This window comes from Candidatus Abyssobacteria bacterium SURF_5, assembly GCA_003598085.1.
Classification (GTDB): domain Bacteria; phylum Abyssobacteria; class SURF-5; order SURF-5; family SURF-5; genus SURF-5.
The window spans coordinates 43163-63616 of the sequence record QZKU01000084.1; the positions used below are offsets into that span (position 1 = coordinate 43163).

Below are 20454 nucleotides of genomic sequence, written 5' to 3' on the forward strand. Positions count from 1 at the left end.
CAGAATTTAGAGTTACCATCCTACCAAATCTCCGCGTCTAGGACAAGAACTAGCAGATTGCGAATTGGGGACATGATCGATTAGCGGAATCGTGTTTCAGGAACAAACGCTACGCTCTCTTTCGGGGTGTTCTTGAAGCGGAATAAGGTTTTCACATAGTCCGAAGCGGTGGCCACCGCTCACCGGAATCTAATGCAGGGTGACGAGGTTCATTATTTGGCCGTCCATACTCTAGGCGCCACTGTTCTATTTGGATAAGTAGTGTGCGAGCCGACCGTCTCCGTCCCCCATCGCATGACATCATATTGAACAGGCGTATCCTGATATCATTTGCGCTGTGAGGTTCAAGTATAAATGAATATCCTGAATCACCATATGCATGTCGGTCGAGAAAAACGTTTTCCAACGCTTCTATCAGCCCGTCCGGAACAGGAGGATTGGCTTGATCGTCAATCAGATTTAGACCGGCGAGTAGGGCTTCATGAGTCCGCAATTCGGCGATGATATCGGCGAGCAGAAGGCGCGCCCGGGAGGAAATCTGTATATAACAAAACCGAAATAGATGATCTTTCATTGCCGGATCCGCACGTGCAATATCTGCAATAAGTAGAGCGAGTCGTTTTCGATGATGTTGTTCAAAATATAGCTCGATTTTGGGATGTTCGATTTCAGGATCGATAAAGTCCAAGAGGGTACGTCTGGATTCTGGCGTGTCAAGTGCAGCAACGGCCCCAAGCCATTCACTGGCGATATATCTATATTGGTATTCAGCGTTCTCTGCTAAATCCTGCAAGAGGTATAGAGAATCGTCACATCGGCTGTATCCGATCGCAGTCACTAAGTCACGTAATCCATAGCCTAGAATCCGTGTTGAAGCGATAACTTCTCTTATGCGCGCGATTCCTACCGAAGCTGGTTCGACAAATGGTAGCAGACAGAGACATTTCTCAAGAAGATACTCGTCTCGGTAATATTTTTTCGATATACCACGCTGGATCACCGGGTTGAGGACAGCAAGTGCCGCATCTGCCTGCACTCGTGCTCCGCTGAAGAGCAAGGCTTCGACGGCATCGGCTCGAATCCAGTCATCCCATTCACTGCGGAGTGTCATGATTTCCATGACATAATCTGCTGACTCAACGCCATCAAGGAGAGCGATAGTATATGCCAATCTTTTCAGTCGGAGATTAAAAGAGTCAGGCGCACCGCTTCGTGAATGATCATCCATGATTACTGAGATTCGCTGCTTAATTGCCGCCACATAACGACGACGGCGATCTTCAAAAAAAACGGTGGAATATTGTCCGGAGCGGGAATTCCAAATGACAGAGTAGTTTGTTCTTGAGCTAAATGCCTCTCCAGGTTTCTGTACTTTGGCCAACTGAACCAGTGTTTTCGCCGCATCCTCCTCATACTCGGGTTCACGCAAAATTTTCAGAAGTATTTCTTCTCCCTTTTCTGGGTCTAATAGCACAATCGCACGCGTATACTCGTTGGAATGACTCCTCGCGCCGCCATTAGGGATCGGACCTCGTTCGCCACTCATTCGAGCTCTCAATGCCCGCCTTCGACGCTCTATATCAGCCTGTACAAGCCGGTATAAGTCGGACATATCCTCTGGATATCCAACTCTTGCTAGGGCTATTGAAAGATGGCCCTTTAAGCTCCCGCTGAAATCGTCCCGGCTCAATACAAATGGAATGCCCCTTTTGAGATACTTTCGCAAGGCCTGACGTAAGTCGTTACGTAGCAGGTTCTTCAAATCAGAGTCTTCATAACCGCCAAGGAGATCAACGGCAACTTCATATTGGACTGGATCAAGCTCCGGCGCCAGGGTATCTGAGATTCCAGAGACAGCCGGCACAGGGGGTAATGCATGAAACAGGTGTCTTAGCTGCCCAAAAATTTCCCAACATGCAGTATCGGTTTTGCTGCGCTCGGCCGTAACAGTATGAAATTCACATAGTCGGGAAAATATGCTCTTGGCAAATTCGGCATCAGCGGTTGCAGCCAAGATTGATAAAACGCCTTTACTACTAGTCTGCCTAAAGTCGCCATGAACAATTCTTTCCAGCAAGTTTTGCTTTAGCGTATTGGGAATTTGAGAGACGAACTCCATCCAATGATCGCGCCATAGGTAACCGCTAATAATACGTTGCGCCACCCATTGACTGACCCACTCAGGATCGCTCTTTCTGCCAAACTCTAAAGCTGGCTTGAGAAGTGTTTCAATATCGTCACCGATTTTTCCAGACGGCCATCTCGCCAACTCCTCTTTCACTCTCTCCCAGACTTGGTCACCGCCTACTTTCGCTGCGGCAAATAGAATTCTAAGTCGCTCTTTTGGATCTTCTTCCTTATTCAGAAGCCTTTTGTAGGTGGCAAGAGCCCTGACGTGTAACTCAGAGGGGATTTTATGTAATATCCTGTCCCGCAATACTTGTTCGAACTCATCGTCACGATAAGTCTTCAGGATCTGAACCACAGCCTCATTAGCATCAATCCACGCAAGCATTTGAAGAGCTACGAATCGCACGTTTAGGCTTGGGTCCATGAGTGCAAATTCCTCGGCGACATTGGCCATACGGCCTTCCGAAATTACTTCACAGAGAAAATCTACTCGACTTTCCTCGTTCCAGGTTTTAACGACATTTCTCCAATTTGTGCCTAAGCTCGATGGATGAAACTTACGCCATGCACGATAAGTTTCCAGACGAACCTGCCGATCATCGCTAGTCAGAAGAGGTAAAAATATATCTACAAAATCATTTGAGCCGCTGGCAACCATTCCAGCCAAAGCGACTTGTCGATAGTATTTATCATGAAGTTGGTACATTGCCCGCAAGTGTTCTCCTACGGCAATCCGCACTTCTTTCCACACAGCAGGTCCGCAGGAACGTGCCAGATCTGCAGCAAAAACAGGATCCAGCGACAGCGTTAAGTGGATCAATCGGTTGCCTGCCGTTATTGCGGTGTTACAGTCAGATACTACATTAGTTAACCGACTTATCTTTTCGGCCACGAGTAAAAGAGGATCCTCCCAAAGTGGCATATTCAAGTGTTTCTGAATGAATTGTTTGTTTTCGTCTAAATCATCTTTATCGGCGAAGTTTAGTATCTGCTGCTCTAAGGCCGTAGCGGCATAAAATTCCTGGAATTGCTGATGCCAAAATTCGACATTTTCTTCTTTTTCCCTCAATAAACCGCTTTGAAGCAACTCCTCGTAATTATCGAACAGCTCTCCATGCTTTGATGGAGACAATTTACCAGACTGGATCATTTTCTGCCTTACGTCTTTCAAAATTTCTTTTGCTTCTTCCTTCTTAATTGCTACCTTGCCTCCGTCATCAATCATCTCATATGCTAATGCTCCCAAAAGGCTTGTCCACTGTTCTTCCGCGAGCTTACAAAGACAACGCTGGCTATCTCGCTTGTGGAGATTCGTCACGAACAATTCGAATAATTGTCCTCTCGATTTCGGCGTGTCCGAATACCCCTGCAGTGCAAGGATTGTTGTCATCATGTAAAGCATAAGCGGATTAGATGCAAGTTCAGAGAGGCGATGCTCGTTCTGTATGGCATTGAACACCTCGGGCTCTGTCCGGCTGCTTCCACAATATCGCAGGTAATTTTCGATGAAATTGTGAATTCTTGGCTCATCGAGCGGCTCGATTTCCACTGTCTCGCGTGAAATGTCATCCGAATAGCCGACGAGCCGGGAAGTAGCATAACAGTTATGCTTGCCGCCAAAGAAGGTTCGAACCTCTGCAATGCCATCTGCTCTATGTTCGGTACCAATTTCGTTCAGGCCATCAAAAAGGAAGACAAATTTTTGAGAAGCAAGTAGATCATCGAGTTCCGAAATCTTGCAGCCCAACTCCTGGGCGATGAGCGTCTCGATATTCTTGCCGCCAATGCCGATGTCCTTAAGTTCGATCAAGACCGGAAGAGGCGAATCCGGGTCTTGCTTCCCTTTACGCGCATACATCATTGCAAGATGCCGCAGAGAAACCGATTTTCCCGCCCCCGGCTCACCAAGAATTACCAGCTTCGGGTTTCTTTCAATTGCTTCCGCTAAAGGCATAGACTCAAATTGCTTCCGTTCTTCTTCATCTCTACCACGTCTTGAGGATCGTTCATGCTTTCTCACTGTTTGAAGGAAATCGAAGAGCGGAGTCTTTGGTTTTGTTCCCTCTTGCCCAGAAATCTCTGCCTCAACATCTAGGGGCACATATACCGCATCAAACTCTTCTTCGTTTTGCAGGATTCCATTTATGTAAGCTTCAACATTAAATGAAAGCTTTGGGACGGTCACATCCTGCCGGGCCAATGCATCCTTCAAGAGGATTACAATCTGCGAAAGAACCTCTTCCGTACGTATCGCATGCCTGGAATGTTCAGAGTGCAGAGAATCCAGTTTTTGACTGAACAACTGGAGTTTGTTGACTATCTTGACAAGCTGCTCTTGGGTGAACGCTCCCTCCCTTATGAGCCTGTCGAAAATCTTTTGGTTCTGAGCAGTGATGTACAAAAACCGCAGTAATTCATCTTTGGAGACGGTTACGATGAATGCTTTATGAATGGCTGGGACGACTTCTCTTAGCTCTTTTTCATCGAAGTGAGCAAGAGTTGCGACTTTCTCCCGCTGCGCCAATACTTTGTCCACCGTTTCATTTGCGGCTTCTTGGGAAAGCAGGTCGGCGAATAAACTATTGGCAAAGGCTTCATCAGCTAATGCGAATGCCATTTCATCGTTCGAGACAGTTGAACGAAGGGCCTTGCTCCAGGCCTTCTGTATCAGCCCCGGCAAATCACACTGCTCCCTATATTCGCGAATCTTCTCTGTCAAGGCGACCTGCTTCGCCGCTTTTTTTCCTGCTAGTGCTTTTGCGAAATCCTTGACCTCATTGGCCGCCATGGAACCAAGCGTCGAAACAAGGAAGGGAAGTGTTATAAGCAGATTGAATTCCTGCAAAAATATCTGGTCAAGAGGCATTGGTTTCTATCTCATTTCAAGCTTCAATTTTTGCCGTAGAATCAATTCTAAGCCTTCCCGCGCACAGAGTCAACAATTGTAAAGCTTTAAGAGGATCAGTGCGATTGCATTTTTGCCATTTGAACTTTGATTCGAGGGCCGCCCCTACGGAGGATGCGGGATGGCGAAGGAGCGGTGGGCGGGCAGATAGGTCGGCCTCCACTATTAACTTAATCAGCGCAAATCTGAGAAATCTGCGGATAGAATAAGTATCGGTTTCTTGATTCGCGGCATTCGGCGCGCTTCTCAGTATTCGTGGTGGATGCTTCTTACAGGTCCGCCTTCTTCGGGATTTTGCGGGCGCAGGGGACTTTGGTCTGGCATTTGCCGCAGCCGCCGACGACGATGTTGTACTGCGGCACGTAATGAGCCATCACCTTGGTCACAAGGAATTCCTGGCATTTCATATGGTCTTTTCCTTCGGGCGTGATCGCGCCGACCGGACAGCGCGCGATACACAGGCCGCACGTGCCTTTCTCGTCGTACAGGCAGTTATCGCGCAGTCCCTTGGTGCGCGGAGACGGCTGAAGCTCGAGATCGGTGACAACGGTTCCGTAGCGGCCGGCGCAGCCTTTCTCATTGATAAGGGCATACGAGAGGCAGAAGGTGCCCATGCCGGCGATGTAGGCCGAGTGGCGCTCCGACCAGTTGCTCGAGGTATTGAGCATCTCGAAGTTGTCCGAGCGTGACGGCGCCACCGCCTGATATCCCGCCTTCTGGAGCGATGCGGCCACGTGGTCGCGCAAAGCGTTGAGGAAATCTTCGCCGTAATAGCGGGTGAGGTACCATTCCTTCGAGGACATCCCTTCCGGGTAGTTGCTTTCGATGACCTCTTTGGTGAACGGCAGGAAGAACGCGATGACGCTTTTCGCGTTCGGGACCCAGTCCTGCGGCATGGTGTGGTGCGGGCCGATGACGCCCTCTTTCTTCAATTCCGCATAGAGCGGGTCGTTCGCCGACGCGAAACCAACCAGCGGGGAGGGATCATACATTCGCATTCCGCCGCATTCGGGGATGTGGTTGCCTTCGCCGCGAGCGACGAAATCATTGATGAGTTTGATGATATCCTGGTTTTTCATGGTGCTCCTTGGTTAACGGTGCGGGGGTAATTCCATGTGTCCGCCCGATTGAGCGACGGGTTTTCGCTCCTGGGACAGGCGCCAGGGTCGCAGACCTGTATCTACGAATTCAAAAAGGCATGAGTTCCGCAAATGGAGCCAGTCCCCTTCGCTCCGAACCGTCCCCCTCGTCATCGTCGGACAGTCTCTAATTCCCGCTGTTTGCGTCCCCCTCGCGCTAATTTTGCGAAGACTGTACGAATGAATTCGCACCTACCAAATTAAACAGGTACGTTGCAAATGAATTCGCACCTGCCGAATCGAACGCCTGCCTAGAAAATGAATCGCACCTACCGAATGAACGCGCTTCCGCCCAAGCGGTAGGGCCGAATTCATTCGGCCAGTCTTGTCGCCGGCGCAATGAATCGCGCCCCTGTAATGGATACCACGACACGCAAATTTGCCGAATTGTTTCCTCCTTCATCACCGGTTCAAAAGGCGAGATTCTTCGCTTCGCTCAGAATGACAGATTCTGAGTTCTCTGCGGACGCTTCCTGCTGGCCGATCTTGTCGAGGCCGTATGCGGAACTTTCCCATCCTGGAAGGCGTTCAGCAACAGTTTAAATAAAAACGAGATTCTTCCCCCGACCGCAGGGTCAGAATAATCCCGCAAGGCGGGGGATTCCGCTTACGCTCAACAGCAAAGCGAGATTCTTCGCTCCGCTCAATGACAGATAACGCTGACAAATATCGCTGAACAATATCGTTCCCGCGGCCCTAATGTTTGGCGTCGATAAAGGTTTCCGGATTAAAATCGGAAGACCGGAAAAAGTTGATGATGCCGCGCTCGCTCTCCTCGACCTCGTGTGCGCGGCCAGCCACCTCGCCGGCTATCTCATGCGGGATGACAATGACGCCGTGCTGGTCTCCGTGCAGCAGGTCGCCCGGCTTGATCGTGAGCCCGCCGACCGAGACGGGCGTGCCGATCTCGACCAAGTGCTCGTATGCGTGCGAGGGAATCACATGCGTCGCGAAGAAGTGGAATCCCATCGCGCGCACTTCGTCCAGGTCTCTGACGCCCCCGTTGGTCACCACTCCGATACAGCCGAGCGCTTTATGGATGGTGCCGTTGACCTCTCCCCACATAGATCCCACACACGGTGGGTTATCGATGTCTTCAATGACGACGACGCGCGGCGCCGGCGTCTGGAGAATGAGTTTCCACATCTCGTGGTTAAGTCCGCGGTGTTTCTCTTCAGCGGGTTTGTTTGCGCAAAGCTTGCCGGTGGCCGCATAGCCGACCAGCGGCCCAAGCTCCGGGAGAATGCAGCGTATCTGCGGGTTCATGAAGCCGGAATTGCGCGGCTGAACGTCGAATGTCTCGATAGCATTAATGATCGTGGGCGTGGTGATTTTTCGCAGCTCCTCTATCTGCTCGCGAGTCAGGGGCATGGCCATACAGAATCTCCTTTCGGAAGGAATGAAATCGCTAAGCCATGAAGGCACGAAGCGAATTCTTCTTCAGTAATAACTCCCAATCATTTTTGAGCTTCTTTCCGCCGTTCATCGATTTGGCGGACGATGTTGCGATGTACTTCTTTCGTAATCGGGAACTTGAGGAAAATGAGGATGCCGAGAACGAGTAGCACGCTCGGTATCGGGCCGAACAGCATCTTGATTCCAAGAAGAGCCTGCGGCGTTTGATCCACGTTCGGCACATACCCGACGAAATCAAGCAGATACCCGATGATCATGAAGGCGCCGCCGATTGCTCCTTTGCGAATGAGGGTCCAGATGCCGTAGAAGGCGCCTTCCCTGCGGTCGCCCACGTGCAGCTGGTCCCACTCGATGATGTCCGGCAGAATGGAGCCGGGAATCAGCCACAGGCCGATATTGAAGGCGCCGGCTATGATCATTGTCGCTCCGTAGATGAAGTAATCGCCGGGACCGAGCAGCAGGATCACCCAGAGCAGCGCCGCATAGACAAGCATAGTAAAGATATACGCGTTCTTCTTTCCGATGCGCCCGGTCAACTTTATCCAGAGCGGAATTGAGATGAACACGCCCACGAAGAACGCGGCGAAGAAATGAGGATACAGGTCCTCGCGCTGAAAATAGTACTTCACGATGTAGCGGGTGACGGCGATTGTCGTGTAGTTTGAAATGGCGGTGCACGAGGATGTCAGCACGAGCAAGAGGAAAGGACGATTGCCGGCGGTTGCTTTCAAGGATTTGAGCAGCGGGAGCTTTGATGTTTTCGAGAGGTCGGGATTCTCACGCGTTCCGAAATAGGTGAAAAGTCCTGAAGCGATTGCCAGAACCGCAACCAGCAGTCCGAGAAAAGAGAAGTCGCCTCGTTGCGTGGCGAAAATTCCGACCAGGATGACCGGCGCCATTGTGCCGAGGATGTCCCCGAGGGTCGCAAAGACCTGCTGGTAGGCTGATAAACGAGTTCTCTCGTCATAATCGAGGGTGATCTCCGGCGCCAGCGCGAAATAGGGAGTTTCCCAGACTGTCCGGAACGTATAAAAGACAATAAATACAATGGCGAAATAGAGGGAAGCAGCTTGTATGGACAGGTTGAGCGGCGGAGAGAAGAGCAGGAAAAAGAGGATAGCCGCCGGGAACATGCCGATCATGATGTAGGGGCGGCGGCGGCCCCATTTCCACGAGGTATGGTCGGATACGTGGCCCATCAACGGATCGGTCACGGCGTCCCATACCTGCGCGAGCGCCATAACGGCGCCAACTGTTGTGGAGGCTATGAGAACTATGTCGGTATAAAAGAACAGCAGGTGAACGCTGATCATGGTCGCCATTCCATTTAGCCCGATCATGGACGACCCGTATCCGATCAGCGTTTTCAGCGGGAGCCGGAAGGCCCGCGCCGCGGTTTCGGCCGCGCCGACGGGGGCTGCCTGATTATCATTACCGGTCGAGCATGAAAGCACTTCGCCGGCATTTCCTTTATCCATTACCACCTGGTCTTGAAGAATAATTGTTCACGTTGCGGCACCCGTAATTTTGCTGGCACAATTCATGCTCAAATTGTCCTCATTGTAGTACGCCTGACCGAAACGCGTCAACATGTTTTTCCGGTGGCGGGGGTATGTATAAAAATGATGATTATTCATAAACCTTTGAAATAACAAGCGATAACCCACTTCTTAACGAGGAGCCCCGGTTCTGCCTAGTATGGACAAGCGGAACACCCTCAGGAGGGGAAAATCCTGATGCAGTGGCAAGCTGGACCATTTGATGGTTCAAAAACGTCCACCCAACACGCCGCCGACGAGTTTCTTGCCGCTTTTATCCTGGCCAAGAAAAACCTCCAGTTGTATCCTGCCGGCAACGCCATGGTCAACGAGTCGCTGCAAAAGGTTCTTTCGATAATGAAAAAGCGCTTCCCGGATGAAGAGGTTGTGGAGCTTCTGATCGAGAAGAAGCGGATTCGGGTTAACAGAAAAGAAGGAACGACAAACGACCCTCGAGTTCAGGATTTGGCGCTCGAATGTTTCAAGCGGGGCGTCAGGAAAATCTTTCTCGATTCGTTTATTCCGGTGGAGGAACTGAGGGCTCTGCTCGGGATCCTGAACCTGCCGAGGGAGAGCATAGCGAAGGCAGGCGGCATCGAGAAATTCACCAAGAGCCGCAACCTGGTCCATGCGCTCGTCGAGGAAACCGCCGAGTTAATGATCGTCGATGGCGAGAGTTTTTTCCTGCCTGACGAACTCGCCCCGCAAGGCACTGACAGTCCTCCCGATTCGCGCGAGCCGGACAGTGCCGAATTAATTGGGAGCATGTTTGTGCGCATTCAAGGCGGGAGCGCTCAGGACATGAAACGCCTTCAAATGCTGCTGAAGGAGCCGAGCCGCTTTTCCCGCGCGCTCGAGAGGTTCGCCCTCCAGTTCGATCAGGCAGAGGGGGATGCCGCTGATGACTCGCAGATAGCTCGATTGCGGCAGGCGTTGAAGGCGATCGAAACCGCCTCCACGCACCTGTCGTCCGAAGAAGAACGGCATGAAGTGGTACAGAACCTGGCGCTGTCGGTGCTGAATATGTCGGCGGGTATGAGGGGAGATCTGGTCAGAGATGGCCTTGTGCCGAACCTGGCGCTCAAGAGCATCGAGTCGGAGATTCTCAGCCTGTTTCCCGCTTCGCAACTTGCCGATGCGCTCCTGGAGAATTTTGAGGCGAGCGGGGGATCGGCTTCCGTGTTGCAGGGATACTTCAAGAACCTGAAATTGAGCGGGGCAAACAAAGCGGAGTTGGCGGGGATTCTGCGGGACGGTCTCAGCACGAAAGGCAAGCTGACTTCCGAGACAGAGGAAGTCCTTTTCGCAGAAGAGAGGAGCCTTCCTGAAGCTGCGGGCGGTCCTGATGCCGGCGCCCCGCCCCACATGCTTGTGATGGAGCAGTATCCTTGTGAGAAGGTGTTGTTTCTTCCAGAGGAACGCTCCCGATTGGATGTGCAAGTCGCGGAGGAACTGCAAGCCCCGATCGAATACCAGCTGACACCCATCCTGCTCGAGTTGATGAGATACGAAAATGTCGCGACTCATCATGCGGCGATCTTGAAGCGGGTCCGGGAGTCGATGGAATATCTGATCGAAAAGCATGATTTTGAGAGGGCTGCGCAGCTTCTGAAGAACCTGAAGGAGGAGTTCGAACGGAAAAAACGGATGTTTTCCCAGCAGCAGCTCAAGCCGTTTGTCTCATTGCTGGAAGAATACAGCGAGGGCGCCGTTGTGCGAGAACTGGCGGCTACGTTGCGAAACATGCAGGGCGAGGGACCCGAATTCGAGCGAGTGGTCCAATATTTTGAAGCGGCTGGGCCGCCCGCCGTCTCGCAACTCATGGGGACGCTCGAAGAGGAGAAATCGCGGCGAGCCCGGCTGCTGATCTGCAAAGTGATCGCTCGCGCCGGCGACAAGAACGTGGTTGCAGTGGCTGAAAAGCTGAAGCACCCGAAATGGTTTGTCGTGCGAAATGCGGTTTCGATACTGGCGCAGACCGGTTCGCCTGCCTGCGTGCCATATCTGGAATTCGCGCTTGCACACAAGGATTCGCGCGTTCGCAAGGAGGCACTGAGGGCGCTGGCGGCGATCCGGTCGGGCGAAGCCGTGGAACTTTTGTGCTCCACGTTGGACGATGACGACCCGGCTATCTGCAAAACGGCGCTCGGGTGGGTGGCGGCGATTGAGGCGGAGCAAGCCGTTCCGATTTTACAGCGGCATTTATCGGGGCGGGCGATTTTCCAGCGGGATGATGAATTCCTACGATTGTCCGTTGATGCGCTGAAATCGATAGCAACGAAGCCGGCTTTGTCTATACTCGAGAAACTTGCGCAAACCCGCAGCTTTTTCCGCCGCCGGAAGGCGGCTGCGATTCGAGCGCTCGCAGGCGCGGCTCTTCGTGATCTAAGCGAGGCGAATGTATGATCGAACATCATGCGGGCGCACCCGAAATAATAGCGCGAATAGCGGCCGTTGCGCGGAATGTTGGCGTCTATCCGCCAAAACACCCGATGGTGCTGCAATCGGCCGAAGATCTGATGAAACTGATTCGCTCGACCCCGGCGGGCAGCGCTCGTGTCACCGCCCACATGGTGAATTCCGAGCTGTACTTTGAAAAGGAAATGCTTCCCGACGAGACAATCAAGCATTCTTTTCTCGTCCAATTCCTCAAGGAACGCGGCATCAACAGTATTTCCATCAATCGGGATGCCGAGCCGGAAGCCATCGCGAATTTTTTCGCTGTTCTGGCGGCGGAAAAACAGAAGAATCCCGATAAGCGGGAGTTGAGGAAAAACTTGGAGGAAAAGAAGATATCCGGCGTCGAATTCGACAATCTTTTAGCGGTCGACCTGATGGAGAAGGCGTACGACCTGAGCGAGACGGAAACAGGTGAAGCGGCATCCCAATCGTATCAGGGCGCCGTCGAGTGCCTGAAAGCCGTCGAACAGGATGTCGCGGCTGAATCGCCCGGAATAGACAAGGAGGCGCTTCAGAAGATAGTATCCTCCTTATTGGAAGAATTTCTCGGCGACCGCAACGCGCGCATGGGCATCATGAGCATGAAAAACTACGATCAGCTCCTGTTCCATCACTCGGTGAATGTCGCCGTAACCGCGCTTCTGATCGCTCGAAAGCTTCCTCTATCGGCAGAATGTATTAATGCCATAGGCGTGAGCGCGCTGCTGCATGACATAGGAAAACTGAAAATCCCGCGCGAAATCGCCGCGAACCCCGGCCGGCTGACCGATGCCGAGTGGAACATCATCCGGCGTCATCCGATAGAGGGCGCCCAGATGCTGATGCGATACGAGGGTCTGGGTGATCTGCCGGTACTGGCGGCCTTCGAGCATCACGCCGGCTATGACTTGAGCGGCTATCCGCCGGTCAAGGGCAAAAGTCATCCGCATGCGGTTGCGCGAATAATAGGGATCGCCGATGCATATGAGGCGATGACGGCCAGCCGCCCGTATCGGCCGGCACAAACGCTGGACTATGCCGTAAAAGTCCTGCTTCACGGGTCGGGCACACATTTCGATCCTCTGCTCGTCAAGCTGTTTTTGAGTATCATCGGAGTATTTCCACCGGGCAGTCTGGTGCGGTTGCAGAACGGGGCTGCAGCGGTAGTGATCGAACCCGGTCAGGATAATCCGTTCTTCCCAAAGGTCCGATTGCTGGACCGTCTTTCCTCCGATTCGGATGCACCTCTCGTTGATACCGCCGAGAATCCTTCCGAATACTCTGTCGTGGGTGTTGCCGATTCAGACAATATTTGACAGAATCATACCGGAACAGAAAAAAAATGGGTCTTGATGGTGGGGAGGTGAACCCATGACTATCTCTCGAAAGCTTAAAGACTACCTGGATTCACAAGGAATATCGTACGAAGTTTTATCGCATAAAGTCGCGTATACGGCGCAGGAAACCGCGGCTGCACAAGATGTTACGGGTTGGAAGGTTGCGAAGAGCGTTGTTTGCTATTGTGACGGAAAATTCGTGCTCCTTGTGCTGCAAGCGCCAAACGTGGTTGATTTCAAGCTCCTGAAACAGGAACTTGGGTGTCAGGAGACGCGGCTCGCGCACGAGCAGGAGATGGAGCAACTGTTCCCCGAGGTCGAGTTGGGAGCCGAATCGCCGTTCGGTAATCTGTACGATTTGCCGGTCTACGTTGATAAGGGACTGGCAGAAATGGGCGAGATCATATTCAATGCCGGCTCCCACACCGAATCGATTAGAATGCGGTTTGACGACTACAAAAAGTTGGTCAACCCGAAGATCATAGAGATATCGAAGATGGCGAAGGTGTAGGAATCACGCGTGCTTGCCCAATTTTCACCCCCCATTTCAGCCTGATGAGGAACTGCCTCTTTATGTCTGGCCTAATCGGGCGCCTCTTCACAAGGAGTCGCTTTCTTCGCCCACAGGCTGCCCGGATACCGCTTCTGCAACTCAACATATACCCGCTTCAGGTGCTTCGGCTCGTGCGTTTGCTTGTATCGCGCGACTCCCTCATAGAAAATCGCCTGAGGGGCGGCGGCGCTGGCCGGATACCGATCGGCGACGCTTCTCAGCTCCGCCATCGCGAGTTCGAGCTGGCCGATGTCGAAATTCTCCATCGCCCGAATCAACTCCAGTTGGCCCACCAGTTCCGCCGGCGGCATATACCCGACGGTATGAAAGCGCGGGTTGCCGTCCTGCTCAAGAACAAACAGGGTCGGCGTCCAGCGAACGCGGTATTTCTTCATCAGCTCGGTCGGCTTCACAAAATTGCATTGCGATTTCAGGGGAACGAACAGGTCGTTGATCTCTTGAATCACTTCATCGGTTGGATACGTAACTGTATCCATCTTCTTGCAGCCCAGTCACCCGGGAAACCAGAAGTCAAGATAGACGAGCCTGTTGCGGTTCCTTGCCTCGTCAAGCGCCTGCTGATAATCGACCAGCCAATTGATAGCTGTTTTCACTGAATCCGCCATTGGAATCTTCTCCTTTCATGTAATAAACTACAATAAATTTAACAGCGGCGGGTTTGAAAAGTAAGCCGCGATTATTTGGCGGAATTCAGACAGTGGGAGTTCATGCACAGACAGCGCGGGAGGTCGCGCACACGATGCAATGGTCGAAGCGTTATGCGAAGCATCTCTATAGGACTGAAGTTATGACTATTTTCGACAATACGATTAACTTGGTATTGTTCCTGCTCCTCCCCACGGCATTCAGTTCAGGAAGATAGTTGGGGTGGGTGATCATATCGAGGAGGGAAAATGAGCAAGATTATGCAGCGCGGGCGATTCCTTTCAGACACGGCTGGAGCCTTTTTACTCGCCATGGTCAGTCTGGCGATTCTTTCCGGATGCGCAAGCGGGCCCATGGAGACGGCGCACAAGGTGCATTCGTACACGCCCTGTGGAATGATGATGAACGCCGTCATGGACCATCCGCAAGCATGTCCGCACCATCCAGAGGAGGTGGGCGAGCCGGGAGTCGAAGCGGATGCGACCGAAGCGCCCGAGAGTTCGGCGGGCGCATCGGCCGGACATGCGCATTAACCCAGCGAATTCTGCAAGATTTGATTATCTAACGAATGACGCGCTTCCGCAAGCCCAGTAGCTTGGTTCCCGATTCATGGAGGATTTCAGAATGTGTCCGATATGTATTGTCATTGCGGCTCTCGCCTCGATAGCATTTGTCGCAGCCAGATTGATACCATGGAAGAAGCAGCCAAACCTTGCTCCTGAGATCATCAGTAAAGATTGACCGCGGCCTTCCTTGAACTGCCGCGGTGATTCGGGATGACGGACATCTTGGAGGCGTTCCGGCAGGTTTCGGCAAGACATGTTTCCTGCGCTCAACAAGGTGAGAAGAAGACAGCCGCTTCTATTTGTGCGGGGCGTGGATAACGGCGAGAATAGTGGTTTCCTTTTCGCCGATGCATTCGACGCGATGGCGAAGCTTCGATTCGAAGTAGATGCAGTCGCCGGGACGCAGCACGTCGGTATGGTCTTCGAGCGTCACTTCCATTTCGCCGTCGAGCACGAAGATGAACTCCTCGCCTTCGTGCGAGTATGCGTTGCGGTCTTTCTTGGTGGCGGGTTCGAGCGTAACCAGGAACGGCTCCATGAAGCGGTTCTTCTTGTCCTGGGCGAGCGACTCGTAGCGGTATCCGAATTTTATGCCTTCTTTCGAGGCGACTCGCGATACGTGCCGCCGCTCCTCGGCGCGAACGATGACGAATGGGGCCTCGGACCTGTCCTCAAAGAAATGGCCGATCGGCACTTCGAGAGCCTGGCCGATTTTGATGAGCGTGCCAAGCGGCGGCGAGATCATGTGGTTTTCGATCTGGGAGAGCAGCGCGGAGGAGAACCCCGATTTTTCCGCCAGCTCAGGCAGGGATAACCCCTTTTCCTCTCTCAGTTTTTTGATTTTCTCGCCGACTTTCATCTCCTGTATTTCAGCCATTTCTCATCCTTTGCGCGCGAGACGCGCTCCGGTTTCTATAGCTTTGGTGTTCAGCGGTAAGGTCTTATGATATCGCTCCGCGATTGCCTTGGGAAGTGATTTCGTGATGCTTTCCATCGATACCACCTGCGTGCGCTCGACATAACCGCCGAGGGCCACCATATTCGCGATTTTGTCGTTCCCCATTTCCTGCGCTATCTGGTTTGCCGGCAAAAGCAAAACGTCGATGTCGGTTCTGTTCACTTGAGCGGCGTCGACCAGCGAGGTGTTGACCAACATGAATCCGCCCAGCCTCACGCGCGGCTGGAATTTGGAGAGCGACGGCCCGTTCATGACGATGACGGCGTGGGGATGTCCGGTCATCGGCGAGCCGATCTCCTCATCGGACACCATGATGGTGCAATTTGCGGTGCCGCCTCTCATCTCGACGCCGTACGTGGGCATGTAGGTGACGCGCTTGCCCTCGAACATCGCGGCGTAGGCCAGGATGTCGCCGATCAGCATGATGCCCTGTCCGCCAAACCCGGCCATGATCACATCGGTGTACATATGCCTCCTGGTTTCATGCTCTAAAACTAGTACGATTCAAGAAAAACCTCAACATGCTTCTTATTCTGATGTCCTGAGACATCGATGAATAAGCTTTTATTCTGAGGCAGTATTTAACAACAAGCTCTCAACATCCTTGTCATTCTGAGGCGCTACGCGCCGAAGAATCTCTCCTCGTCTCAGGAGAGAGATTCTTCGCTGCGCTCTTAACAACCTTTTCATTCGCTTCGTTCTATCATCCTTGTCATTCTGAGGCGCTACGCGCCGAAGAATCTCTTGTTGTCCAGTAGAAAAGAGAGATTCTTCGCTTCGCTCAGAATGACAGAAAAAACGCTCAGAATGACAGAAAAAGGCTCAGAGCTCAGAACCAAATAAAAAGATAGCACCCCAAAAGGCTCAGAACCACATAAGCGCCCCAAAAAGCTCACAACCACATAAAAAGGAGAATGACATTAAAAAGTTCAGAATAACAGATCGAAAAGCGGCTGAGGCAATAACCGTTCAAGACTCCGCATAACGTCTTTCTTTCGCCTGCGTGAGCAAGAGCTTTTCAATAGAATTCTTTGCTCAAGTCTCTCCATTCAGGATTGATTGACTCCACCAACTTTATTTTCCGCTCTCGCCGCCACCCCTTGATCTGTTTCTCTCGATCTATTGCTGTTCTAACATCCTGAGTCTCTTCAAAGTAAACAAGACGCCCGATATTATATCTTGCAGTGAAACCGGGTACAAGCTTATTCTTATGTTCGTAGACACGTCTTATCAGGTCATTCGTTACGCCCGTATACAAGGTTCTTGATGCGTTTGTCATGATATAGACGTAGTAGCTGTTTGATGACGGAGTCATCGATAACTAAATTTGTTCCCCCAAGAGAGATTCTTCGCTGCGCTCTTAACAACCTTCTCATTCGCTTCGTTCTATCATCCTTGTCATTCTGAGGCGCTACGCGCCGAAGAATCTCTTCTTGTCCCAGGAGAAAAGAGAGATTCTTCGCTTCGCTCAGAATGACAGAAAAAGGCCCACAATGACATGACTCACAATGACATGGAAAGGCCCACAATGACATTAAAAGCTCAGAATAACACAAAAGGGGAAACGACAAAAAAGTCGCAACCCCCTGACATTACAGAAAATCCTTTCCCGTTCGTTCTTTGAAGACGCCGAGGGGGAAATAAGGGATCATTTCTTCTTCGACCTTTTTCTGGCCGGCAAGCGGAGAGACGCGCCAGTTAGTGTGGCAGGCGGACAGGACCTCGACGAGCGAAAAGCCCATCTCGTTCACCTGCATCTCGAACGCCTTCCGGATCGCTTTCTTTGCGTTGAGGACGGCCTTCGGGTTGTGCAACGAGACCCGGGTGGAATAGGCGACGCCCTCGAGCGTGGCCAGCATCTCGGCCATGCGAATCGGATAACCGTCGGTTCGGAAGTCGCGCCCGTAGGGGCTGGTGGTCGTTTGCTGGCCCAGCAAAGTCGTCGGCGCCATCTGGCCGCCGGTCATGCCGTAGACGGTATTATTGACGAAGATGACCGTTATGTTTTCGCCGCGGTTGGCGGTGTGGATGATTTCGGACGTGCCGATGGCTGCCAGATCGCCGTCGCCCTGATAGGTGAAAACGATCTTCTCCGGCTGGGCCCGCTTCACGCCGGTAGCCACAGCCGGCGCGCGGCCATGGGGCGCTTCAATCACGTCCACGTTGAAGTAGTCGTACATGAAGACCGCGCACCCAACGCATGCCACTCCGATGGTCCTTTCCTGGACGCCGAAATAGTCGATGGCTTCTGCAACCAGTCGATGGGCGGTCCCGTGAGTGCATCCCGGGCAAAAGTGGGTCGGCTTATCGGACAGGGCTCTAGGGCGCTTGAATACCTGCTGTGGCATGGATACTCCTTTTGATCTCGGCGAGGACTTCTTCGGGTGTCGGCACTCCTCCGCCGGGCCGCCCGTAGAAGTGGATGTCGGCCTCGCGATGGGCGGAGATTTGCACGTCGGTCAGCATCTGTCCCGTGTTCATTTCCACAACGAGCACTTTCCGCACCCGTTTCGAGGCTTCATAGACCGCCTTTGACGGGAATGGGAACAGCGTGATCGGACGAACCAGACCCGCGCGGATGCCCTCCTCGCGCGCCAGTTTAATCGCCGTCTTGACGATCCTCGAAGCGGTGCCGAACGCGACGATGACGATCTCCGCATCCGAAGTTGCCTGTTCCTCATAGAGCGGCTCGTTCTCGCGGATATGATCGTACTTTTCCTTGAGCTGAAGGTTATGCGCCTCCTGCTCGCCATCGTTCAGATACAGGGTTTTCAGATATTGCGGCTTGTGGTCCTTCGCGCCCGTTATCGCCCATGGTTTGTCAAAGAACTGAATCGGTTCCGTCGGCTCGAGCGAGGCCGGCTCTTTCATCTGGCCGAGGATCGCGTCGGCCAGGATCATGGCCGGATTCCGGTACTTATCGGCAAGCTCAAATGCCTTGATTGTAAGGTTGAACATCTCCTGAACCGATGCGGGCGCAAGAACGATGTTGTAGTAGTCGCCGTGGCCGCCGCCTCGGGTTGCCTGAAAATAGTCTCCCTGGGTCGGAGAGATCCCTCCAAGACCCGGCCCGCACCGCATGATATTCACGACGAGGCAGGGAATCTCGCTTCCGGCCATGTAGGACATGCCCTCCTGCATCAGAGAGATGCCGGGGCCGGATGAAGAGGTCATCGCCCGGGCGCCGCTGGCCGAGGCGCCCATCACCATATTGATCGAGGCGATCTCGCTTTCGGCCTGAATGAAGATCCCGCCCGCTTTCGGCAGGTGCTCGGAAAGATATTCGGGGATGTCGTTCTGAGGAGTGATCGGATAACCGAAATAATACCGGCAGCCGGCCTGTATTGCGGCCTCGGCGAGCGCCACATTTCCCTTGATCAACTGCAGGTCCTTCATTGGAACCCTCGATTTTGGACTCTGGATTGAACGCTACTATTTATATACTTCGATAGCCGTATCGGGGCACACTTCGGCGCACAGGCAGCAGCCGGTGCATTTGCCTTCGCCCTCGAATTTCGCCGCGTGGTAGCCTTGCGAATTGATTGTGGCGCCGATGACGATGCATTCGCGCGGGCACGCATCAATACAAAACCGGCAACTCTTGCAGCGTTCTTCGAGGATGACGATATAGGCTTCAGTCTTCTTTTTGTCGGAAACGCTAATTGGCATCGAGCAAACCTGATAAACCACTGTTGCTTTCATTAGAAAGCGTATTGCAAACGGAGCTTGTTTCGGAGATAATTATTATATAGGGCACCCCCATCGATGTCAAACGCCGATGCAGCGATAAGAGTGGAAGGCGCGCCTCAGTGAATCGCGCTTTTCCCCGGCGCGGGCGAGGAATCTTCCCATGCGCATTTTGATGATATTTGTCGACGGTATCGGTGTGGGAACTGCAGATCCCGCAGTCAATCCGTTTGCGGCGGCGCCATCCGCCATTTTTACCGATTTTCTTGATGCCCCAAAAGAAGCGGCGGCCTTCGGCGGAGTTGCCGGACGGGCTGACGCTTCGCTGGGGATTGATGGACTTCCACAAAGCGCCACCGGTCAGACCACGCTGTTGACCGGAGTGAACGCGGCAGCCGCCCTGGGAAGGCATCTGAACGGCTTCCCCGTCAAGAAGCTAAAGGAAATCCTGTCGGAGCACAGCATCTTCAAAAGGCTGACCGATCGCGGCCTGAAATCCACATTCATAAATGTTTTTAATCCGCTTTTCTTCGAAGCGATTGAAAAAGGCATTTCGTTGCGTTGCTCCGCAACGACACTTGCGACTATGGCCGCGAAGCTGCCGTTTTACGGCATTGACGATCTGATCAAGAGGCGGGCGATCTATCAGGATTTCACCAATGGTGTGCTCCAGGAGAAAGGGTTTCCGGTACCCGCTTTCAGCCCGCGGGAGGCGGGTGAAATTCTGGCTGAATCGGCCCGCCGGTTCGATTTCTGCCTGTACGAATATTTCCAGAGCGACATTGCCGGACATTCGCAGGTACGGGGACGCGCCATCGAGGAGGTCTGCAAGCTGGACGAGTTTCTGTCGGCCGTCCTCGAGGAGATCGATCTGCATGAGACGTCCGTCCTGCTGACGAGCGACCACGGGAACCTCGAGAATCTCTCGACGCCGCTCCACACGAGCAATCCCGTTCCCGTTCTCTTGTGGGGAGCGCTCACCCGGCGGGCACACAGCGTTTCCTCCCTTCTCGACATCACTCCGCTGATCCTGGATTCCTTCTCGTAAGGCGCATTCGGGCCCGTGCGCTTGACAGAAATGACGCATTGCGTTAGAATGTGTCAGTTGTTAAAGTAAGAG

At 52.8% G+C, this 20454-nt stretch carries 16 protein-coding genes; 5 read left to right on the forward strand and 11 right to left on the reverse strand.

Going from position 1 to position 20454, the window contains the following annotated elements; translation table 11 throughout:
* Window positions 1-151 precede the first annotated feature (151 nt).
* From C4520_12210 to C4520_12225, 4 genes are all read right to left on the reverse strand, one after another.
* Entirely contained in the window at window positions 152-4996 is a 4845-nt protein-coding gene (locus C4520_12210; protein RJP19845.1) for a hypothetical protein, read from the reverse strand.
* Between the two features lie 308 nt (window positions 4997-5304).
* Entirely contained in the window at window positions 5305-6114 is an 810-nt protein-coding gene (locus C4520_12215) for an epoxyqueuosine reductase (protein ID RJP19846.1), read from the reverse strand.
* A 756-nt stretch (window positions 6115-6870) separates the two neighbouring features.
* The gene (locus tag C4520_12220; protein ID RJP19847.1) at window positions 6871-7551 is read right to left on the reverse strand and encodes an RraA family protein; all 681 of its coding nucleotides are present in this window, start codon (window positions 7549-7551) and stop codon (window positions 6871-6873) included.
* Between the two features lie 80 nt (window positions 7552-7631).
* Entirely contained in the window at window positions 7632-9068 is a 1437-nt protein-coding gene (locus C4520_12225) for an MFS transporter (protein ID RJP19848.1), read from the reverse strand.
* A 258-nt stretch (window positions 9069-9326) separates the two neighbouring features.
* Here C4520_12225 and C4520_12230 point away from each other — a divergent pair, with 258 nt between their 5' ends.
* From C4520_12230 to C4520_12240, 3 genes are read left to right on the forward strand one after another with little or no spacing between them, the layout of a single operon-like run.
* On the forward strand, window positions 9327-11534 hold the full coding sequence (locus C4520_12230; protein RJP19849.1) for a HEAT repeat domain-containing protein: 2208 nt from the start codon (window positions 9327-9329) through the stop codon (window positions 11532-11534).
* Window positions 11531-12883: an HD-GYP domain-containing protein gene (locus C4520_12235; GenBank protein RJP19850.1), complete on the forward strand. Its 1353-nt coding sequence runs from the start codon at window positions 11531-11533 to the stop codon at window positions 12881-12883. The genes C4520_12230 and C4520_12235 overlap by 4 nt, the downstream gene beginning before the upstream one ends.
* A gap of 55 nt (window positions 12884-12938) precedes the next feature.
* Window positions 12939-13415, forward strand: coding sequence for a deacylase (locus C4520_12240; GenBank protein RJP19851.1), 477 nt, complete (start codon window positions 12939-12941; stop codon window positions 13413-13415).
* A gap of 71 nt (window positions 13416-13486) precedes the next feature.
* Here the strand turns inward: C4520_12240 and C4520_12245 are convergent, their stop codons facing one another.
* On the reverse strand, window positions 13487-13954 hold the full coding sequence (locus C4520_12245; GenBank protein RJP19852.1) for a hypothetical protein: 468 nt from the start codon (window positions 13952-13954) through the stop codon (window positions 13487-13489).
* A gap of 417 nt (window positions 13955-14371) precedes the next feature.
* On the opposite strand from C4520_12245, the gene C4520_12250 reads away from it, so the two are divergent.
* A complete protein-coding gene (locus C4520_12250) occupies window positions 14372-14656 on the forward strand; it encodes a hypothetical protein (GenBank protein RJP19853.1) in 285 nt (94 codons plus the stop codon).
* Between the two features lie 328 nt (window positions 14657-14984).
* Here C4520_12250 and C4520_12255 read toward each other — a convergent pair whose 3' ends face one another.
* The 6 genes from C4520_12255 to C4520_12280 form a co-directional block, all read right to left on the reverse strand.
* A complete protein-coding gene (locus C4520_12255; GenBank protein RJP19865.1) occupies window positions 14985-15557 on the reverse strand; it encodes an XRE family transcriptional regulator in 573 nt (190 codons plus the stop codon).
* Between the two features lie 12 nt (window positions 15558-15569).
* The gene (locus C4520_12260) at window positions 15570-16115 is read right to left on the reverse strand and encodes a 2-oxoacid:ferredoxin oxidoreductase subunit gamma (GenBank protein RJP19854.1); all 546 of its coding nucleotides are present in this window, start codon (window positions 16113-16115) and stop codon (window positions 15570-15572) included.
* A 550-nt stretch (window positions 16116-16665) separates the two neighbouring features.
* Complete coding sequence (locus C4520_12265; GenBank protein ID RJP19866.1) at window positions 16666-16926, reverse strand: GIY-YIG nuclease family protein; 261 nt, start codon at window positions 16924-16926, stop codon at window positions 16666-16668.
* A 313-nt stretch (window positions 16927-17239) separates the two neighbouring features.
* A complete protein-coding gene (locus tag C4520_12270) occupies window positions 17240-17995 on the reverse strand; it encodes a 2-oxoglutarate oxidoreductase (protein ID RJP19855.1) in 756 nt (251 codons plus the stop codon).
* On the reverse strand, window positions 17967-19043 hold the full coding sequence (vorB, locus tag C4520_12275; protein ID RJP19856.1) for a 3-methyl-2-oxobutanoate dehydrogenase subunit VorB: 1077 nt from the start codon (window positions 19041-19043) through the stop codon (window positions 17967-17969). The genes C4520_12270 and vorB overlap by 29 nt, the downstream gene beginning before the upstream one ends.
* A 36-nt stretch (window positions 19044-19079) precedes the next feature.
* A complete protein-coding gene (locus C4520_12280) occupies window positions 19080-19316 on the reverse strand; it encodes a 4Fe-4S dicluster domain-containing protein (protein RJP19867.1) in 237 nt (78 codons plus the stop codon).
* A 181-nt stretch (window positions 19317-19497) separates the two neighbouring features.
* Here C4520_12280 and C4520_12285 point away from each other — a divergent pair, with 181 nt between their 5' ends.
* Window positions 19498-20382: a metalloenzyme gene (locus tag C4520_12285; GenBank protein ID RJP19857.1), complete on the forward strand. Its 885-nt coding sequence runs from the start codon at window positions 19498-19500 to the stop codon at window positions 20380-20382.
* Window positions 20383-20454 lie beyond the last annotated feature (72 nt).